A 15,197-nucleotide genomic window follows, 5' to 3' on the forward strand; every position below is an offset into this window, starting at 1 on the left:
AATGAGCGACTATAAAATAAGCGTAACACCTGAGACTTTTCCTAATGGAATGATAAAGCTAACATTTACCTCTAATGGTGGTAAGTTTGGTACTGATGAATTGCTAGATGTTATTAAAATGACACCTGAGCAACTATTGAATATACTGCAAGCGAATGAAGCCACTACGAGCGAAAACAAAGCATTGGATATAGATATTGTTAGCAACTATGATAGTTACAACTATCAATATCATAAAGATTTAGAAGAATGTGTTGGCAAGTTATTAGATTCAATAGATAAAGGTAAAATTTCGCAACGTGCTGTAATGGGATTAAGGATATTAACCAACAGAAAGTAGTTGCTAACATTAAATAAATACATTGCACAATTACCTAAACTAACTATGAGCATTAAATTTATAGACCTTTTTTCAGGAATCGGAGGGTTTCACCAAGCCCTCAAAGAGCTGGGGCATGAGTGTGTTTTTGCTTCAGAAATTGACTCCCATGCAGCAACGATATATAAAGAAAATCATCAACTAGAACCTGCGGGAGATATTACTAAAATTCATGCAAGTAAAATTCCAACACATGATCTTTTATGTGCGGGATTCCCTTGTCAATCCTTCTCCGTCTCTGGTAAACAAAAAGGATTTGAGGATACTAGGGGAAATCTATTCTTTGAGATTACAAGGATTTTAGAACACCATAGCCCGAAATTTTTTTTACTAGAAAATGTAAAGAATATCATCACGCATGATAAAGGGAAAACATTTAATACGATCATCAACACCTTAGAGGGCCTTGGGTACAAAGTATTCACAAAGCTGATTAATGCATCTGAATTTAAAACAGGACAGGCAAGAGAGCGGGTATATTTTGTAGGTATTCGAAAGGATATTTCTACAAAGAAATTTAGCTTCCCGAAAAAATTGGGATACAAGTCCGTGCTTGATGTTGTAGAAAATTTACATGAAAAAGGGATCAAAAGAGAGGACTATCTATTTTCAGCTAGCAGCTTAACTCTAGGCAATTCAGTTATAGAAAAACCCCGTCAAATAGGGATTGTCAATAAAGGAGGACAGGGGGAAAGAATCTACGATGCAACCGGACAAGCTATCACCTTATCCGCGTCTGGGGGAGGTGTTGGTGCAAAAACAGGGCTGTACCTAATAGGAAATTCAGTGAGAAGGTTGACTACAAGAGAGTGTGCAAGACTGCAAGGCTTCCCTGAGCATTTCATTATTGACAAAAAAGAGTCTCAAGCATACAAACAATTTGGGAATGCAGTATGCGTACCTGTTGTGAAAAGTATACTAAAAAACCTCTTAAACTAGGTCTAAGAGGTTAGTTGGAACAAAATTATTGTATTGTGAATCTATGTTTTTTTAACTAATTGCCAATGTGGTTTATCCCATCCCGTTGATCCCCAGAAGCCACCCCATTCGAGTACATAACTTCCGGTTTTCCCTTCTGCTACCATATTGGCCCAGACCGTAAACATGCATTGAGCAAAATCGAAGAAACCTTCAATAAACTTATATGTTCCCTTACCATTTACGTAAGGAATAACATCTATCGCAAGCCCTGATTGATGATAGCTTTTATCTTCATACCCATCTAATTCACTATTTCCCTGTTGGAAAATTTTAAACTGTTCTTCAGCCGAACGTTTACCTCCCCAAAGTGGAATAGTCATATCACAATGCCCTTTACGGTACATCATAGCTAACGCTCTGTCGGTAAGTTCAATTAGTAAGCTGTCTACACCTGCTCTTCGCTTATTGGAAGTTTCTCCGAAAATGTACATAAGAGTTACTTTAGATTGTCAATCTTGGTTTCTATCCTGTTTAGCTGAGTGACCAGCATTGCTACTACCGTTTTATCCGCCTTTTTTTGCTCAAGACTATTTTCAGCTTCCTTAATCTCTAATCGTATTAAAGAATCCTGAGCTTTTAAGTCTAGAACGTCTGCCTGAATATCCTCGATTTCAGTTTTCATTACAGCAAGGGCTCTTGAGTATCCCAAATACCCTGTTGTAATCGGAGCAATGATTGAAATGATAATAGCAAATATTGAGATGTATTTCTCCTTCAACATCTACTATTCTTTGGAAAAGAAGCCCTTGGCGTAGAGTAAAATCACAGATGGTATAGATTTACCCTTTCCGACTGTATGTTTAAACAAATAGTTTAATCCATAAATGAGTACCATGACCGCAACTGTCCAAGGCGACAATGCAAGAATCTGGTTGAACAACTCGTCTGAAACTCCTGTCATAGAAGAACTCACAGAATCCTTTAAGTCAGAAGCGAATGTACTAACCCCAACTACAAAGAGTAGGAGCGTACATAGTAGCATTTTTATCAAGCGCATATTTATAGTATTTGACCTTAACTAATTCAAAGGTGTGTAGGATAATGTAGACCGTCAAGCTACTAGCTACTTTTTTAGCGCAACTTTTTTGAAAAAATAAAAAATAGATTGAAAGAGTAAACTTTCACCTGTCCGACTGTGGTAAATTTATTTGAAAGAATACAGAAGATAGGAAAGAGAAAGAGCAAAGCGATCCTTAAAAGATAAAAAATCTACCTACTCTTATAGTTAGTATTATTAATAGATTATAGTTTATTATAGTATTATTATAGATCCAACAATTGCGCTATTGAGCATAACAATCATATTGTCAGTTTTTTAAACCCCTATTTTAAGCGTTTTTTCAAAAAGTGATTGTGGGAGATTTGGGATAAATGTATGGGTAATTCGGGGGTAATGTGTGGGTAATTCGGGATAAATTTATGGGAGAATTGGGATATACTTGTGGTGAATTTGGGGGAACTAGTAAAAACTATGGGGAATTTGGGATGAAAAAAACACAATTTGTATTATATCGCCCTGTTTTTGCACTTTACCCTGTGAATAAGTGCCTATATTTATTTATAGTGTTAAAATATATAAAAATTAGTGTGGGAAGGATACACTCTTTTACATAGTATTGAAGTTTTAATCCCAATTTACCCATACTAGTACTATGTAAATACCTCATATTTTATACATAGTTTATTTGAGTTCATTTTTATGTAAACCTCTATTGCATTATACATGTATAGAACTTATATTTGCTTACGGCAAATACAGAAAAACCCACACAAATATTTTATGAACAAAAAGACTTACACCTTACCTAAAAAGCGAGGTGCGCAGAGTAATCAACTATTACTAGGCAGTTTTGAATCTACAGCAATACAACGTGATTTATTCTACATTCTTTTATCAAAAATGACAGATAAAGATGTAGCTGGTACACAGTATCAATTCGAAGCCCAAGAAGTAAAGGAGCTGAGAGGAAGTGCTTCTAATTCACTTTCTTCAAGACGAATTTATGATGAACTACTAAAGTTCTCGAAGATTGATATAAGGATCACTCACAACTCAGTGAAGGGAGAGCGTGATGAAGAAATCATAAACATACTAGAATCAGTTAGAATGCAAGAGGAAGGAAAACGCAGAGTTAAGATTACTGCGGAGGTCACCTCAAAGGCAAGGAAGCATCTTTTAGAATTAGCCGACCATTTTACCACGTTAAGTTTAGAAGTACTACTGAATCTTAATGGAGCTTACACCAAAAGACTTTATGAAATACTTTCAAGGTTTAAGTACAAGTTCGATAAAGGGGAACCTGTATACTTTAGAAAATCGCAGTTATTAGGGTATTTCGGCTTACAAAACAAAAAAAGTTATGTAAACAACTCGGCAGAATTCAAGCGATCAGTGCTTGATAAAGCTATCAAAGAGTTAAATGAAAATGAACTTACTTCAAGCCTCAAGTTTAAATTCGAAACGGTCAGTAGTGGTCATCATGCAGGTTTTAATGAAACGGGATTTATGTTTTCCCAAGGTGTTGAAGAAAAGCAAGTTTCGGAGGAGCAGAAGATGGGAAAAATCGCCTCTGAAAAATCTAGTGTTTACTTCAATGAGATCACTTCTAGGATGTCGGAGAATTCATTCTACCTTACCCGGATGGCAAAGCTCGATCTTTCGCCAGCTTGGATGAAAGTACTAAACTATTCACTAAAGCTTTTTAGAGAAGATTTAAAATTACACAAAGTAAAAGTAACTAACCCTTCAGCGGTTGATGCTATTTTTATTCAAGAATTTTTAGACACTTTCTATGAAGGGGACCTAGATCTTGAACTAGTGACCGAAGGGTATACTATCAATGCTAAAGTAAGTAGTAAACTAAATATCAAAAACTATAAACCTAAAAAGGCTGTGGTAGAAGAATCCACGCCTAGAGATGTCTGGCTAAACTATTTAAAAGTAAACTATAAAATCATTTTAGATATAATGGGAGAGACAAAAGCGTTAGAGCTGGTTCAAAAGTCCTTATACAACAATGAGGGTAAAAGTGCGAAGGTACGAGAAGAGCTTGAGAAGCTAAAAGTCACCTTGTCAAGTTTTCAATAGTTTGTAACTTTGAACAAAACAAACTTCACTCAATTTTTTAAACACTTCAAGCTATAACTATTTAATGCAGACTTTACTTATCATTTCAACGCTGCTGCAGATAATTAACTTTAATTTCCTGAGCGGGGACGATAACGTCCTAGCCGACAGTGGATACCTTGCTTTTAAAAGAAGGGATTACACGCTTTCCGCAGATCGGTTTGAGCAACTTAAAGGTCAGGGTAAAAATCCTGCAACGAAAGGTTTTGCCTCCTATTTCTTAAATCACTTATACTCAAAAGAATTCTTACAGCATAAAAGAGCTTTAAAAGAAAATCATGATTCCAGGTATTTTTTCGACCTAAGTCCTGATTCTACGAGCAGATACGGATACATGTCGCACCGGAATAAAACATCTACAATACGTACCTATATTTATTTAGGGATGTTTGATAGTGCAGAATATAGTGCAATAACGGATTTTCAAGCTGCTTATGTAAGAAAGGATTCCTCCCTTATGGATGATCTAGTGAATAGACTCTCCTGGCTATTCTATTTAAGGCGAGAATTTCACTTTTCTAAACAGCTCTCCGATGCAGAAATAAAGTACCTGGCAAAACATAGAAATAGTACTCATGGGGATTTTATATCCACTTTTGTAGAGACAGATACTTTAACCGAAAAAACCGCTGAAGAGTTGTATAAAAAAACAATTGTGTACTATGATTCAGTCGGTGGCCTAAACAAATGCCTTTATATCTACCACTATGCAAATTTTAAGTTTCATAGAAAAAGGTACGCAGAAGCAACAAAGTATGTAGACGAGTACTTAAAGGAAGCAAGAGCGTATCAAAATAAGCATTGGAGAGAGTTTAGTACAGATGAAGAGTACATGAATAACTTTTATTTTGCAAGAGGTCGGATGCTTAAAAGTAAGCTACATGCATTGGAGGGAGAGAAAGAAAAAGAAGGAGAAGAACTTCATAAAGCCCTAGATGAAGTAAACTTTGCTATTAGAACAAAATTCCTTAGACCCTACATTCTAAAAGGTAGAGTACTTCGGGCAATCATTAAGTTTAACTATGAAAATAATATTCCATATGAATCTTATTTCGACTCTCTTGCTTTGAATACAAGTAAGATAGATGAATTCAAGTATAGCTTATCGCACATTAAAGATTATGAACACTTTCAAGTCAACTACTATAAAGGGTATTATAGTAAATCCGTTACAAACGTAGATTCCCTTTATTGGAGAAGCTATGAAGAATTCAAGAAGACACAGAACCATAAGGTATTTGAGAAAGACCTACTGAACTCCGTAAACTCAGAAAAAGAGTTCCAAGACGTTTTAATTGCACATTTTTCAGAAAGGTATAGGGAAACAAATGACGAAGACTATTTACTAAAAGTATTAGAGATTATTGAAAATACTAAATCTATAGTGCTGTATAGAAGACAGTCTATGATGAAAAAGGTATCCGTTGATGATTACCTCTTTAGCGAAGATCCCTTTAAATTTAGAAAGCAAGTGCAGAGTTATAAACTATTAGATCCTGAAACTATGCGATCTTACTTTAAAGAATACTTTTACCGAAAGGGGATCGATTATGTTTCTTATTATTTGGGTCCTTCAAACACGCTATACATAATTACTTACAATGGAAAGTTTCAACTAGAAAAAAAGAAGCTTTCAGAGGATGATGTATTAGCCATTAAAGAATTCTCTTCTACTCTTTTTGAAAGCAACTACTTCATAAGTCAAGGGTTTAATGACTTACGTAAAAGGGTAAGTACAATATTTACTTCAAGCAAATTTTTTAATGAAGGAGAGGGGAGATTGATGGTATCGGCAGATCGAATTAATGCTGCAATACCCCTAGACATTCTCACATTAAATGATGGAACAGGATTGATTGAAAAGTATAGCGTAAGTAATTCCTTCTCGATACATCACCAATATGAACTCTACCAAAGAGAAGAAAGAAGTTCGGGCAATCTGGCTATTTTAGGTATTGCTCCCTTCGCAGACAAGGATCTTATATTTTCTGAACAGGAGGTGAAAAATATAGCTACAGAGGTTTTGATCAATCAACAGGCAACAAAGAATAACATCCTAGCCAAAGCTCCATATTTTAATGTTCTACACTTTGCTACACACACGACAATTGACCAAAAAAGTCAGGGAAATTCTAGGATTCACCTTTTCAAGAATGACTCAGTAGATGAAAATTTTTCATTCAGAGAAATCGAAGAGTTAGACTTTTCTAAACATGCTCTCATATCTGTTAGTTCTTGCTACTCAGCTAATGGTAACTACATGGATGGTGAAGGTATTATGTCCTTCCAAAGAGCATTTGCTTACTCAAAAGCTCCTTCTATTTTAGCGGGTCTTTGGAAAGTAAACGATAAAGCATCTCTATTTATCTCTGACCGATTTTTTGACAACCTCAAAAAAGGGTATACCAAAGATGTTGCATTACAAAGAGCAAAGCTTGACTTCTTTGAAGAGTTTCCAACCTTAAAACAAAACCCAATTTTCTGGGGATCCCTAATTATATCTGGTAATATAGATTCTTCTAGTAAATCCTCTTACATCCTAGAATTACTTATTGTGATTGCTTTTTTAGCTACGATAGTTATGTTCAGAAGGAAAAAACTAAAGCCACAAAGCATAGGATAGCTAGTCCTCCTGGTAAATGTTCATTAAATCATCTTGGGACCTATGTTTTAAGTAGTGTTCTTCCGTAGTTGTGATCGAACTATGCAATAAAAGAAGGGAAGTTTTACGTAATCCAAACTTTTCTATACTATTGTATGCAAAAGTGTGTCTTAAATTGTGCAAACTAATCGTTTTTCTACTATCAAAAGTTGAATTTCTTAGGTTATTTTCTTCTAAAAATTTAGAAAACTTTTGAGAAAGATTGTTAGAAGAATATGGAAGTATTTTATCAGAAGATATTGCTGTACAATGTGCTTTCAAAATACCCTTTATTTGAGGTGGGATTGGTAACTTTTTTCTTTTGTTATATCCCTTTGCAATTATATGAATAATGTTGTTTTCAAAGTCAATATCTTTTTGTCTTATAGAAACCATAGAAGCAGCTCTAAGTCCCATCTTAGAACCTAGATCTAAAATAAGGTGTGTTTCAAAATCAGCAACCTCATACATCTTTTTTAAGTGTGCTTCTTCTATAGCGAATCTCTTTATTTCATCTTCACTATCTTCCTTCCTTGGAATTGATAAAATCTTGTCTGCATCCTCAACATAATTATTGTGGTACTTGCAAAATCGCGCAAAAGATTTGAGGTGCTGTAAGTAGGTGTTATATGTACTAGGTTCAATCTCCAGAGAATCAAGCCACAGTAACATAGCATCTGCATTAATATTACCATCACTTACATTCATATACCGTTTAATGACACGAACAGCATTAGCCGTTGAAGGGGTGTCTCTGTTGAGTTTTGAGTGTGACTTTAAGTAAGCACTAAAAGGGGCAGAAAATTGATCGTCATAGACTTTCTCATAGTATTTTGTGTTAGACACTCTAGTAATGTTCCGACTTCGTAGGAAGGATAAATATCCACTAATATGAGTATTGAAATTATTGGCAACAAGCTTTCTTAGTCGTACCTCTCCAGAGCTGATTTCATTACTCTCATGCAAGTGCTTTAAATAAGATCTATATCTATCGAAATGGCCTACCTCACCACCGTGAAACTTACAGCAGTAGTTTAGGAATAAAGTAAGATTTCTGTTAACCTTTTTCAGCCTATTTTTATCTGCAGTTGTGAGGTCAAATGAGACAATGTATTTCTTGTACATCTGAACTACTAGTTTGACTCCAAGGACATGAGCTGTGGATAAATCCTGTTTTTTCTCTAACATTCGTCTTACTTTATTCCGTAATAGGTTATTTTTCTAAAATATAACTTATGCAGTTATTGCGATTTTATCAAGTAAATCTCTCGAAGGGTTTTGGAGTGAATACTCAAAGTGGTCGTTGAGAATTTCTTCAGTAATCTGTAAACTAACATAATTATCAAATGAAATTAATCGTCCTTCCTCACCAGTCACACGATTGAATTCTCTTGCTTCTATAATGACCTTACTCGATGGATTTTCTTTCTCAACATTTCGGATCGCACGTACCGCCCTTTTTTGGGCTGAATTGTAGCTATACACTATAGAAGAGTAGCCATTGTACAAACTCCAATTTAGGGGAGTTCCATGACTGTCATAAAGAGTTAACTTGTATTCGGGCATATAGAGGTAAGGTCTGATAGAATACCTTTCACCGGAAAATTTTCTAACTACCTTCCAACAATGCTTCGCACACAATTCTACAATTGTTAGGTCAAACTTACTTTTTGGAGAATACCTGACTCTCACTGTATCTCCAAGAATGGGTTTAGTATACACCTCCATAGCTCTTACATTTTATAGAACAGTAAGAATATTTCTTCGTTTGAAGAGTCAAATTCTAGGTAGAAGTTGATTACATCTAACTTATGTCTATCCACAAGCTTTAATGCTAGATGTTGTGCCATACCTTCATCTGATGACCAAATTCTTGAAAATAGTTTTAGTACATGACCATACATTTCGTCTTCATTTCCTTCAAATGAATTGATGTACTGTTGTAGTTGTTGTACACATTCCAAAGCGTACTTTCTTTCATTGACAATTCCCATGTTTTTTAGGTTTATATTAAGATATAAGTATATTGAATTCAGAGTATAGATAATCATCTAACTCCGTATCATAAATGATACTTTTAAACACAGGTTTAACTTCCCCATATTTATCCAGCCATTTATCATTTACAAAATACTTTGTTTTATTACGTTCAATAACTTTCCCCGTCAGGTATCGATCTTCACCAACTCGCTTAAAGTGAACTCGCGATCCCGCAGGAAGTTTTTTTGGTTTTTTACAAAAACCTAGTTGTCTTTGTTGTGATCTATACCTACTTCTTGCGTTTAAAAATTCGGGATGATGTAACATAGACTCCGACTTAAGAATCACATTACCTTCAAGGTTACAAAAGTTGCAACCAATGCCCTTACACTCAGGACATTCAACTTCACAAGAACTTATTTTCTCTCGGTTAGGAGAAAAGTTTGGACTATAATTATCTAAAAATACTTTTGAAAGACCTACGGGGTAGGAAACATTCCCAAAACTGTCATATTCCATTAATAGATTACTTCTACTAAAGCTGTTGGATGAAGCGTTTCTGTCTGTTAAGTATACACCACTTCTTTCATTTGGTTGCTGTTTTACATGTGTACATTTCTCCGATACAAATTCTTTTAGAGACTGTAAACTATCAAATTCAAACCCTTTTCTTAATAGAGAAATTATTAAAGCTTTATCTAAATTGTCGATATTTCCCGCGTATTTTTTCCTGTGTAAGTGTTCAAAATTCTTAAGAAGATCCATGATTAATTTTAATATTAATTCTTTTTATTTTATAAATTTATTCTTTCTCAAAAACTCAAAATCATCTTCATAGAAATCTCTATTAATATTTGATTTAATTTTTCTCAAAGCTTTCTTGTGATTTCTCTTTAAAAGTTTAGATATGTCTCGAACTAGAGCAGTGAATGGGATTGGAGAAATTACAGATAAAATAATGATTTGAATCCCTTTTGGTGGACCCACGCCTTCTTCATAGTGCGTTTCTACTAGGTATGCGCCGTAAATTGTGGAAATCACTTGGTACACGACTAATGCCCAGAATTCCATTGGATAAGGTGTTTGCATAGATTTTTAAAATTATTTGTGTGTGATTCTTCAAAATTAAAGGGTAATTCTTCACCCATTCTTGCCGTAAATGAGTGATACATCTTTAATAATTTGGTTGATTCAGTAGACTCTTCTACAAACTGATTATAGTCTAGACCATAGACAACACCTACAACAAACATTAATTCAGAGAAGTTTAGCTCTCGAAATACTTCTGTCATCCATTTTGGAGCAGTTACTTTAGAAGCTCTTGTGGTTATTGAATTTCTGTGAATTATTTTCATTTCGTTGTACTGTCACTATGTATGTAGTTACAAAGTACAACATTTTTATGACAAAAAAAAGGAACTAAAGATTAATCTGTTCCTTAAATTCGACTTGAAGACTTCTCAGATTGTCAAAGGAAATATCCCTAAGCCAATGTTCAGGTTAACGCTATCGTTTCCGGAGAAATCAACAAATCTAGAACCACGGGATTCGGTTCCCTTGATTCGTGAAAACTAAATTAGTGTATACAAATTAAAAATACAATCAAAGTATTAATATTCATTTAATAAATTTCATTAAATCAAGGATTTATTTCTTTAGAAGTCTCCTTTGTTAAATGCTTAACAACAAATAGTGTAATAAAACATTTATGTAGGCTGTTATAAGAATCTACATCTACTTCTGTTTCCTGAAGCATCTCTTTCAAGTCCTCTTCAGTACCTCCATAGTACTTAAATGCAGTAGACAATTTTTGATACACATACTCGTCATAGAATTCATGCAATTCTCCATACACCTCAGAAAATAGTGTCATAGCACATCTCACATTCTCTGGGTTATCTATGTTTACAAAATAAAGGTCAAAGTACTTATTGTAAATGTATAGTGTTTTGTCTTTAATGATTTCATTCACTACCAAGTCATACGAATTGGCTAACTCTTTATCTTTCACCATAGACGGAGTAATACCATGAAGACTTTGTGCATCCGTCCAATCACTTAAGCCATACCGTGCTTTAGTGAACATGTTAAGGTGTATTACTCCATTGTTGTCTATGAGTGAAATTTGTAATGCTGAATTAGGGTACTCGTCAAGTCCTGTCGTAGCAGTTTCTAACACAAAGTACTCTGCTTTATTTATTGCTTCTCTGTTGAACTGAAAATCCTCGAGAATTTCTTTTTGTCTAATTACACTTTGTTCGGCTTCTTTATACTCCTCCTCCTTTCTCTTTTCTAAAGATTCTCTCTGTTTAGCGGTTTCTTTCATCGCCTCCTCATACTCTTTGTATAGACGTTTTTCCCAAGCTCGGCTACCATTTTCGCTTCTTTTCACCCTCTTCTCCAGGTTATCCTTTAGAGCTTCAGTCAAGTTCTTCTTTTTGATAACAGACTCAACATTAGACTTTAAGTAGCAATGAAAGGTTGAACCACCCATACCGCTCCTTTCTCCATCTCTCTTTAAGTACTTCTCTTTAAAGGATTTTGTAAATCCAAGATCATACACCTCTTGGGCGCTATAGAAATAGAGCTTACAATAGTGTTCGAATAAGTTACGCTCATAAGTCAGGGCAGGAAAGTACTTAACGGGATTTTTATCATAATCCTTTTTCGCTTTTTTTACTTTACTGTCAGTCCCCAACTTTAGAGCCTTTTTAAACTCAGGATATACAAGAAAATATTTCATGGATGCACATATTTAAATTTTGATTTAAATATACTCTCAAAGAACGTAAGCTAGATACGTTCAAGTTTAAGATGCACTTTTTTTGCTATATCGTTCCCTCCTTTTCTTAAGATATTCCGCATAACGGTTTGGGTCTGATTTTAGACGTTCAATAAATCGAATACTACGTTCTCTTTTCTGCTTTTTACTCAAAGAACTATCATACCGCTTACTGGCCTCCTTCCGCTTTTCTCGGTAGATGGGGTCTGTAGCATATCGAGTTCTATGGTACTCCTGCAATCTCTCTTTTGTTGACTGCTTTGCATAATAAGTTTTCTGATAAGATTCTCGCTTTTCAACGTATTCGGGATTAAACTTATTTTTTTGGTAATACTCCCTAGCTTTAAGGTTTCTCACCTCTCGGTTTTCTGCATTGTACTTTTTCTGATAGATTTTTATTTTCTCTTTTTTACAAGGATCACAACACTTGTTTCGGCCTTGGATTGGAGAATTACACATATCACATCGTCTAGTCTGTACATCACTATGTTTGCTTGAATTCATGGTAGTAAGGCAAAGAAGAAGTTACGCTCCCCTTCTCTGAGTAAAAGTTATGATAGTTAGAACTATAAACTAATGATAAAGTCAGTTTATAAAGAAAAAAAGTATAGGGTGTAATATAAGAAAAAACCCCTTTATACAATGCATAAATGGGGTTCTAATTAAAGCTAGCTTTCTATTTAGTGCTTTTTAAAAAGTCTTATCTCTATTCTTAGTTATCAAGGTTTTGAAGTTCTCTTTTTACCTCTCCTAGTACAGGATGATCCTCAACGTCATTACTAGTCGCGTCAATTCTCATATTCTTGATAAGTGTCTGCGATTCTCCTAAATAATCCAAAAACTTTTCATCACCAATTATATCCTCTTCTTGCTCCATTGAAAATTCTTTAACAATACCCTCAATGTTTTTATACTCTAAGATTAGATACTCTGCAATTGCATTAAGGACTTCGGTCATTAAAGTTTCTGTTTCTTCTATTACGTCTCCGTATGAAATATCAATACCTATTTTTGTGCCGTCACTAAGGGTAATCGCACTGATTTCTCCCCCTGGCCCTGTTGCTTTTGGATATTCTCTTGTAGCGTACTCGTCAATAGTCAAGTCTTGATTAGCTGCATAAAGTAGTACCTGTTCTTTTGTTTTTAAAATCATAGTAATTCCGTATTTAAAGTCTACTTATTTACTTTTTGAAAGCTCTTCAGCCATCTCAAAAACATTATCTTTCTCCCAAGCATCTGTTATCCAAAGGTTCAAAGCGTAAGTTTCTGTAGCCGATAATTCAGCTAGTTTATTGCAAAGGCTTTTAACATCGATTTCCCACTTGTCACCAAGGTTTTCGTATGTTTCAGCATCTTCAATCTCCATAATGATATATCTAATGTCTGTTAGTGTATGTGCAGGATCGTGTGTTAAACCCATACCTCCATCATTTTTTACATCAAGAATTGCACAGAGTTCATTTTTCTCAAATTTCCCTTTTAGATTATTCAAGGCTACTTGATTCAACCTTTCTAACACACGAAGCTGTGAGGGTACTTTATACATACGAGTGCCAAACTCTTGAGAATCCTCGGCAGCTGGGTTGTTGATAATAGGTGTCATGTGATTATGAAACCAAGCAATTAAGTTAGAAACCCCTGTTCCTTTTTTCTCAAAGTACTTCTCTAAGAAATCACTTACTTCTTGACTTACTCTTACGGATATTGATACGTCTTTCATCTTATTATTATTTAGTTGCATTACAAATGTAATACACATGTAATAATATTACAAGCATTATGTAATCAAAATGATTTCGATATGTAATAATTATGCTATCAAATTAACTTGTCCGATAGTTTTCTGAACTTTGTTTTTAAGTAATACTCCCTCCTGTATGCTCTATCTTTTTCAAGCAATACTGGATCAGATTTTACTTTCTCTCGTCTCCTTTTAGCTTGCTCCCTTCTCATCGCTTTGTACTCTTCGGTATCCTTATTCTTTTCTCTATATTTTTTCCCCGCAAGAAGCTTTCTTTCCTTAAATTCTGCATCATTTGCGTATCTGCTATTAGTACGCTCATTTATTTTATCTTTATTCTCACGCTTTGTCATGTATTTTTCTTGAGACTTTTTTCGGTTTTCTCTATACTCTTGGTCGTCAGAATGTCTTTGGTGATAGTCGCGCTGATAAGCATTTATTTTCTCCCGATTCTTTTTAGCGTATTGTTTATGGTACTCTTTGAGGTACTGCTTTCTTTCCTCCGATCTGTTTATACAATTCACCTGGGACTCTCTCCTTTTTCGTCTAAAATCAGGATCGTCCGCATTAAGGTGATACTGCTCTCTTGCGTAGTCCCTAATTTTCTGTCTATTTTTTTCGCGGTATTTTGCTGTATACTCTTTTCTTCGACTGCTCTTACAAGAAGCACAGATACGCACCCTTGGTTCTGTTATTTCAGTATCACAGTATTTGCAAGTTTTAGTTGTCATAGTAAGCTTTTTGTTTAAGTTTAATTTGCTTTGACTCATTAGAAGTCTTTATTTTTCCGTCTTTAATTATATAGTACAAGGACTCCATGTAGATTAACCTCATAGCTTCCATCAAAGTATTACGGTATGCTAGATAGATCAAGTTCTTAGACCTAAATAAACAGAAGTATTTAGAGGGGTGTTTGGTAGACTTAATGAGAAGTTTACCCATAGAGACATTCATGTTATCTTCTGACTTTATTGGTCCCATAGTATTAGTTTAAACTTTATGTATTCCGTACATAATCTTACCCCAGCTGCTAGTTTCTCTTTTTTCGATGACATTTGGAAATCTATAATTGATTCCATTTTTGCCTCGTTGCATTACTTTAAATTCACCAGCTACAATGCCTAAGAAAAATTCTCCGGCTTTAAGATTATTTTTGTTCCCTTTACTAATAACAAATATATCGTCTTTTTTCATATTCCAAGCATTTATGTCAATACTCATGCGTACAAAAAAAGTATCATTTCCCCTTTCAATTATATCATCAGCGGAAACTTTTAACATAGATTCGGGTATTTCGTTCATCTGTATTTATGGTTATTTATTAAACAATGATACAAATGTAAACAATAAAAATTTAGGCAAATAAAAAGAGAGGAAAAATCCCTCTCTATTTATAATAAACCCAAAAACTATTCTTTTATCCTTGTGTTTCTTTATCAATAACCTTAATACTGTAAATCTCAACCTAAAATTGCAGTCCGTAAAGTTTTTTGTAAAAAAAAAAGCTGCACCCGTAAGTACAGCCCTTATATGAAGCGTTATGCGTTATTTCAAAGACTCTGAATG

The 15,197-nt window shown here is 34.5% G+C and carries 20 protein-coding genes; 4 read left to right on the forward strand and 16 right to left on the reverse strand.

Annotated elements, in window-relative coordinates:
- Window position 1 precedes the first annotated feature (1 nt).
- Window positions 2-340 (forward strand): hypothetical protein, encoded by a 339-nt coding sequence (locus HGP29_RS27325; RefSeq protein ID WP_168885658.1) that lies wholly within the window; start codon window positions 2-4, stop codon window positions 338-340.
- A 45-nt stretch (window positions 341-385) separates the two neighbouring features.
- Window positions 386-1,318: a DNA cytosine methyltransferase gene (locus HGP29_RS27330; protein ID WP_168885659.1), complete on the forward strand. Its 933-nt coding sequence runs from the start codon at window positions 386-388 to the stop codon at window positions 1,316-1,318.
- A 41-nt stretch (window positions 1,319-1,359) separates the two neighbouring features.
- Here the strand turns inward: HGP29_RS27330 and HGP29_RS27335 are convergent, their stop codons facing one another.
- From HGP29_RS27335 to HGP29_RS27345, 3 genes are read right to left on the reverse strand one after another with little or no spacing between them, the layout of a single operon-like run.
- Window positions 1,360-1,791, reverse strand: coding sequence for a M15 family metallopeptidase (locus tag HGP29_RS27335; RefSeq protein ID WP_168885660.1), 432 nt, complete (start codon window positions 1,789-1,791; stop codon window positions 1,360-1,362).
- 5 nt (window positions 1,792-1,796) lie between these two features.
- On the reverse strand, window positions 1,797-2,081 hold the full coding sequence (locus HGP29_RS27340) for a hypothetical protein (RefSeq protein WP_168885661.1): 285 nt from the start codon (window positions 2,079-2,081) through the stop codon (window positions 1,797-1,799).
- A gap of 3 nt (window positions 2,082-2,084) precedes the next feature.
- Window positions 2,085-2,342 carry a hypothetical protein gene (locus HGP29_RS27345; protein WP_168885662.1) on the reverse strand — a complete coding sequence of 86 codons (258 nt, stop codon included), beginning with the start codon at window positions 2,340-2,342 and terminating at the stop codon, window positions 2,085-2,087.
- Window positions 2,343-3,140: 798 nt separating this feature from the next.
- On the opposite strand from HGP29_RS27345, the gene HGP29_RS27350 reads away from it, so the two are divergent.
- Both HGP29_RS27350 and HGP29_RS27355 read left to right on the forward strand, forming a co-directional pair.
- Complete coding sequence (locus tag HGP29_RS27350) at window positions 3,141-4,448, forward strand: replication initiation protein (protein WP_168885663.1); 1,308 nt, start codon at window positions 3,141-3,143, stop codon at window positions 4,446-4,448.
- 64 nt (window positions 4,449-4,512) lie between these two features.
- Window positions 4,513-7,110: a CHAT domain-containing protein gene (locus HGP29_RS27355; RefSeq protein WP_168885664.1), complete on the forward strand. Its 2,598-nt coding sequence runs from the start codon at window positions 4,513-4,515 to the stop codon at window positions 7,108-7,110.
- Here HGP29_RS27355 and HGP29_RS27360 read toward each other — a convergent pair whose 3' ends face one another.
- The 13 genes from HGP29_RS27360 to HGP29_RS27420 all read right to left on the reverse strand — a co-directional run bounded on the left by HGP29_RS27360 (window position 7,111) and on the right by HGP29_RS27420 (window position 14,933).
- On the reverse strand, window positions 7,111-8,316 hold the full coding sequence (locus HGP29_RS27360; RefSeq protein ID WP_168885665.1) for a tyrosine-type recombinase/integrase: 1,206 nt from the start codon (window positions 8,314-8,316) through the stop codon (window positions 7,111-7,113).
- A gap of 45 nt (window positions 8,317-8,361) precedes the next feature.
- Window positions 8,362-8,856, reverse strand: coding sequence for a hypothetical protein (locus tag HGP29_RS27365; protein ID WP_168885666.1), 495 nt, complete (start codon window positions 8,854-8,856; stop codon window positions 8,362-8,364).
- Between the two features lie 5 nt (window positions 8,857-8,861).
- A complete protein-coding gene (locus tag HGP29_RS27370) occupies window positions 8,862-9,122 on the reverse strand; it encodes a hypothetical protein (RefSeq protein ID WP_168885667.1) in 261 nt (86 codons plus the stop codon).
- A 16-nt stretch (window positions 9,123-9,138) separates the two neighbouring features.
- The gene (locus HGP29_RS27375) at window positions 9,139-9,873 is read right to left on the reverse strand and encodes a hypothetical protein (RefSeq protein ID WP_168885668.1); all 735 of its coding nucleotides are present in this window, start codon (window positions 9,871-9,873) and stop codon (window positions 9,139-9,141) included.
- Between the two features lie 24 nt (window positions 9,874-9,897).
- Entirely contained in the window at window positions 9,898-10,179 is a 282-nt protein-coding gene (locus HGP29_RS27380) for a hypothetical protein (RefSeq protein ID WP_211093436.1), read from the reverse strand.
- On the reverse strand, window positions 10,161-10,463 hold the full coding sequence (locus HGP29_RS27385) for a hypothetical protein (RefSeq protein ID WP_168885670.1): 303 nt from the start codon (window positions 10,461-10,463) through the stop codon (window positions 10,161-10,163). The genes HGP29_RS27380 and HGP29_RS27385 overlap by 19 nt, the downstream gene beginning before the upstream one ends.
- Window positions 10,464-10,747: 284 nt before the next feature.
- Entirely contained in the window at window positions 10,748-11,851 is a 1,104-nt protein-coding gene (locus tag HGP29_RS27390; protein ID WP_168885671.1) for a 3'-5' exonuclease, read from the reverse strand.
- A gap of 66 nt (window positions 11,852-11,917) precedes the next feature.
- Complete coding sequence (locus HGP29_RS27395; RefSeq protein WP_168885672.1) at window positions 11,918-12,394, reverse strand: hypothetical protein; 477 nt, start codon at window positions 12,392-12,394, stop codon at window positions 11,918-11,920.
- A 208-nt stretch (window positions 12,395-12,602) separates the two neighbouring features.
- On the reverse strand, window positions 12,603-13,043 hold the full coding sequence (locus HGP29_RS27400) for a hypothetical protein (RefSeq protein ID WP_168885673.1): 441 nt from the start codon (window positions 13,041-13,043) through the stop codon (window positions 12,603-12,605).
- 24 nt (window positions 13,044-13,067) lie between these two features.
- Window positions 13,068-13,610, reverse strand: a complete 543-nt coding sequence (locus HGP29_RS27405) for a hypothetical protein (protein WP_168885674.1) — start codon at window positions 13,608-13,610, stop codon at window positions 13,068-13,070.
- Between the two features lie 98 nt (window positions 13,611-13,708).
- Window positions 13,709-14,362: a phage tail tape measure protein gene (locus HGP29_RS27410; protein ID WP_168885675.1), complete on the reverse strand. Its 654-nt coding sequence runs from the start codon at window positions 14,360-14,362 to the stop codon at window positions 13,709-13,711.
- Window positions 14,352-14,612, reverse strand: coding sequence for a hypothetical protein (locus tag HGP29_RS27415; protein WP_168885676.1), 261 nt, complete (start codon window positions 14,610-14,612; stop codon window positions 14,352-14,354). Before HGP29_RS27415 ends, HGP29_RS27410 begins: the two co-directional genes overlap by 11 nt.
- A gap of 9 nt (window positions 14,613-14,621) precedes the next feature.
- Window positions 14,622-14,933 (reverse strand): hypothetical protein, encoded by a 312-nt coding sequence (locus tag HGP29_RS27420; protein WP_168885677.1) that lies wholly within the window; start codon window positions 14,931-14,933, stop codon window positions 14,622-14,624.
- Between the last annotated feature and the right edge of the window lie 264 nt (window positions 14,934-15,197).

Source organism: Flammeovirga agarivorans (assembly GCF_012641475.1).
Taxonomy (GTDB): Bacteria; Bacteroidota; Bacteroidia; order Cytophagales; family Flammeovirgaceae; genus Flammeovirga; species Flammeovirga agarivorans.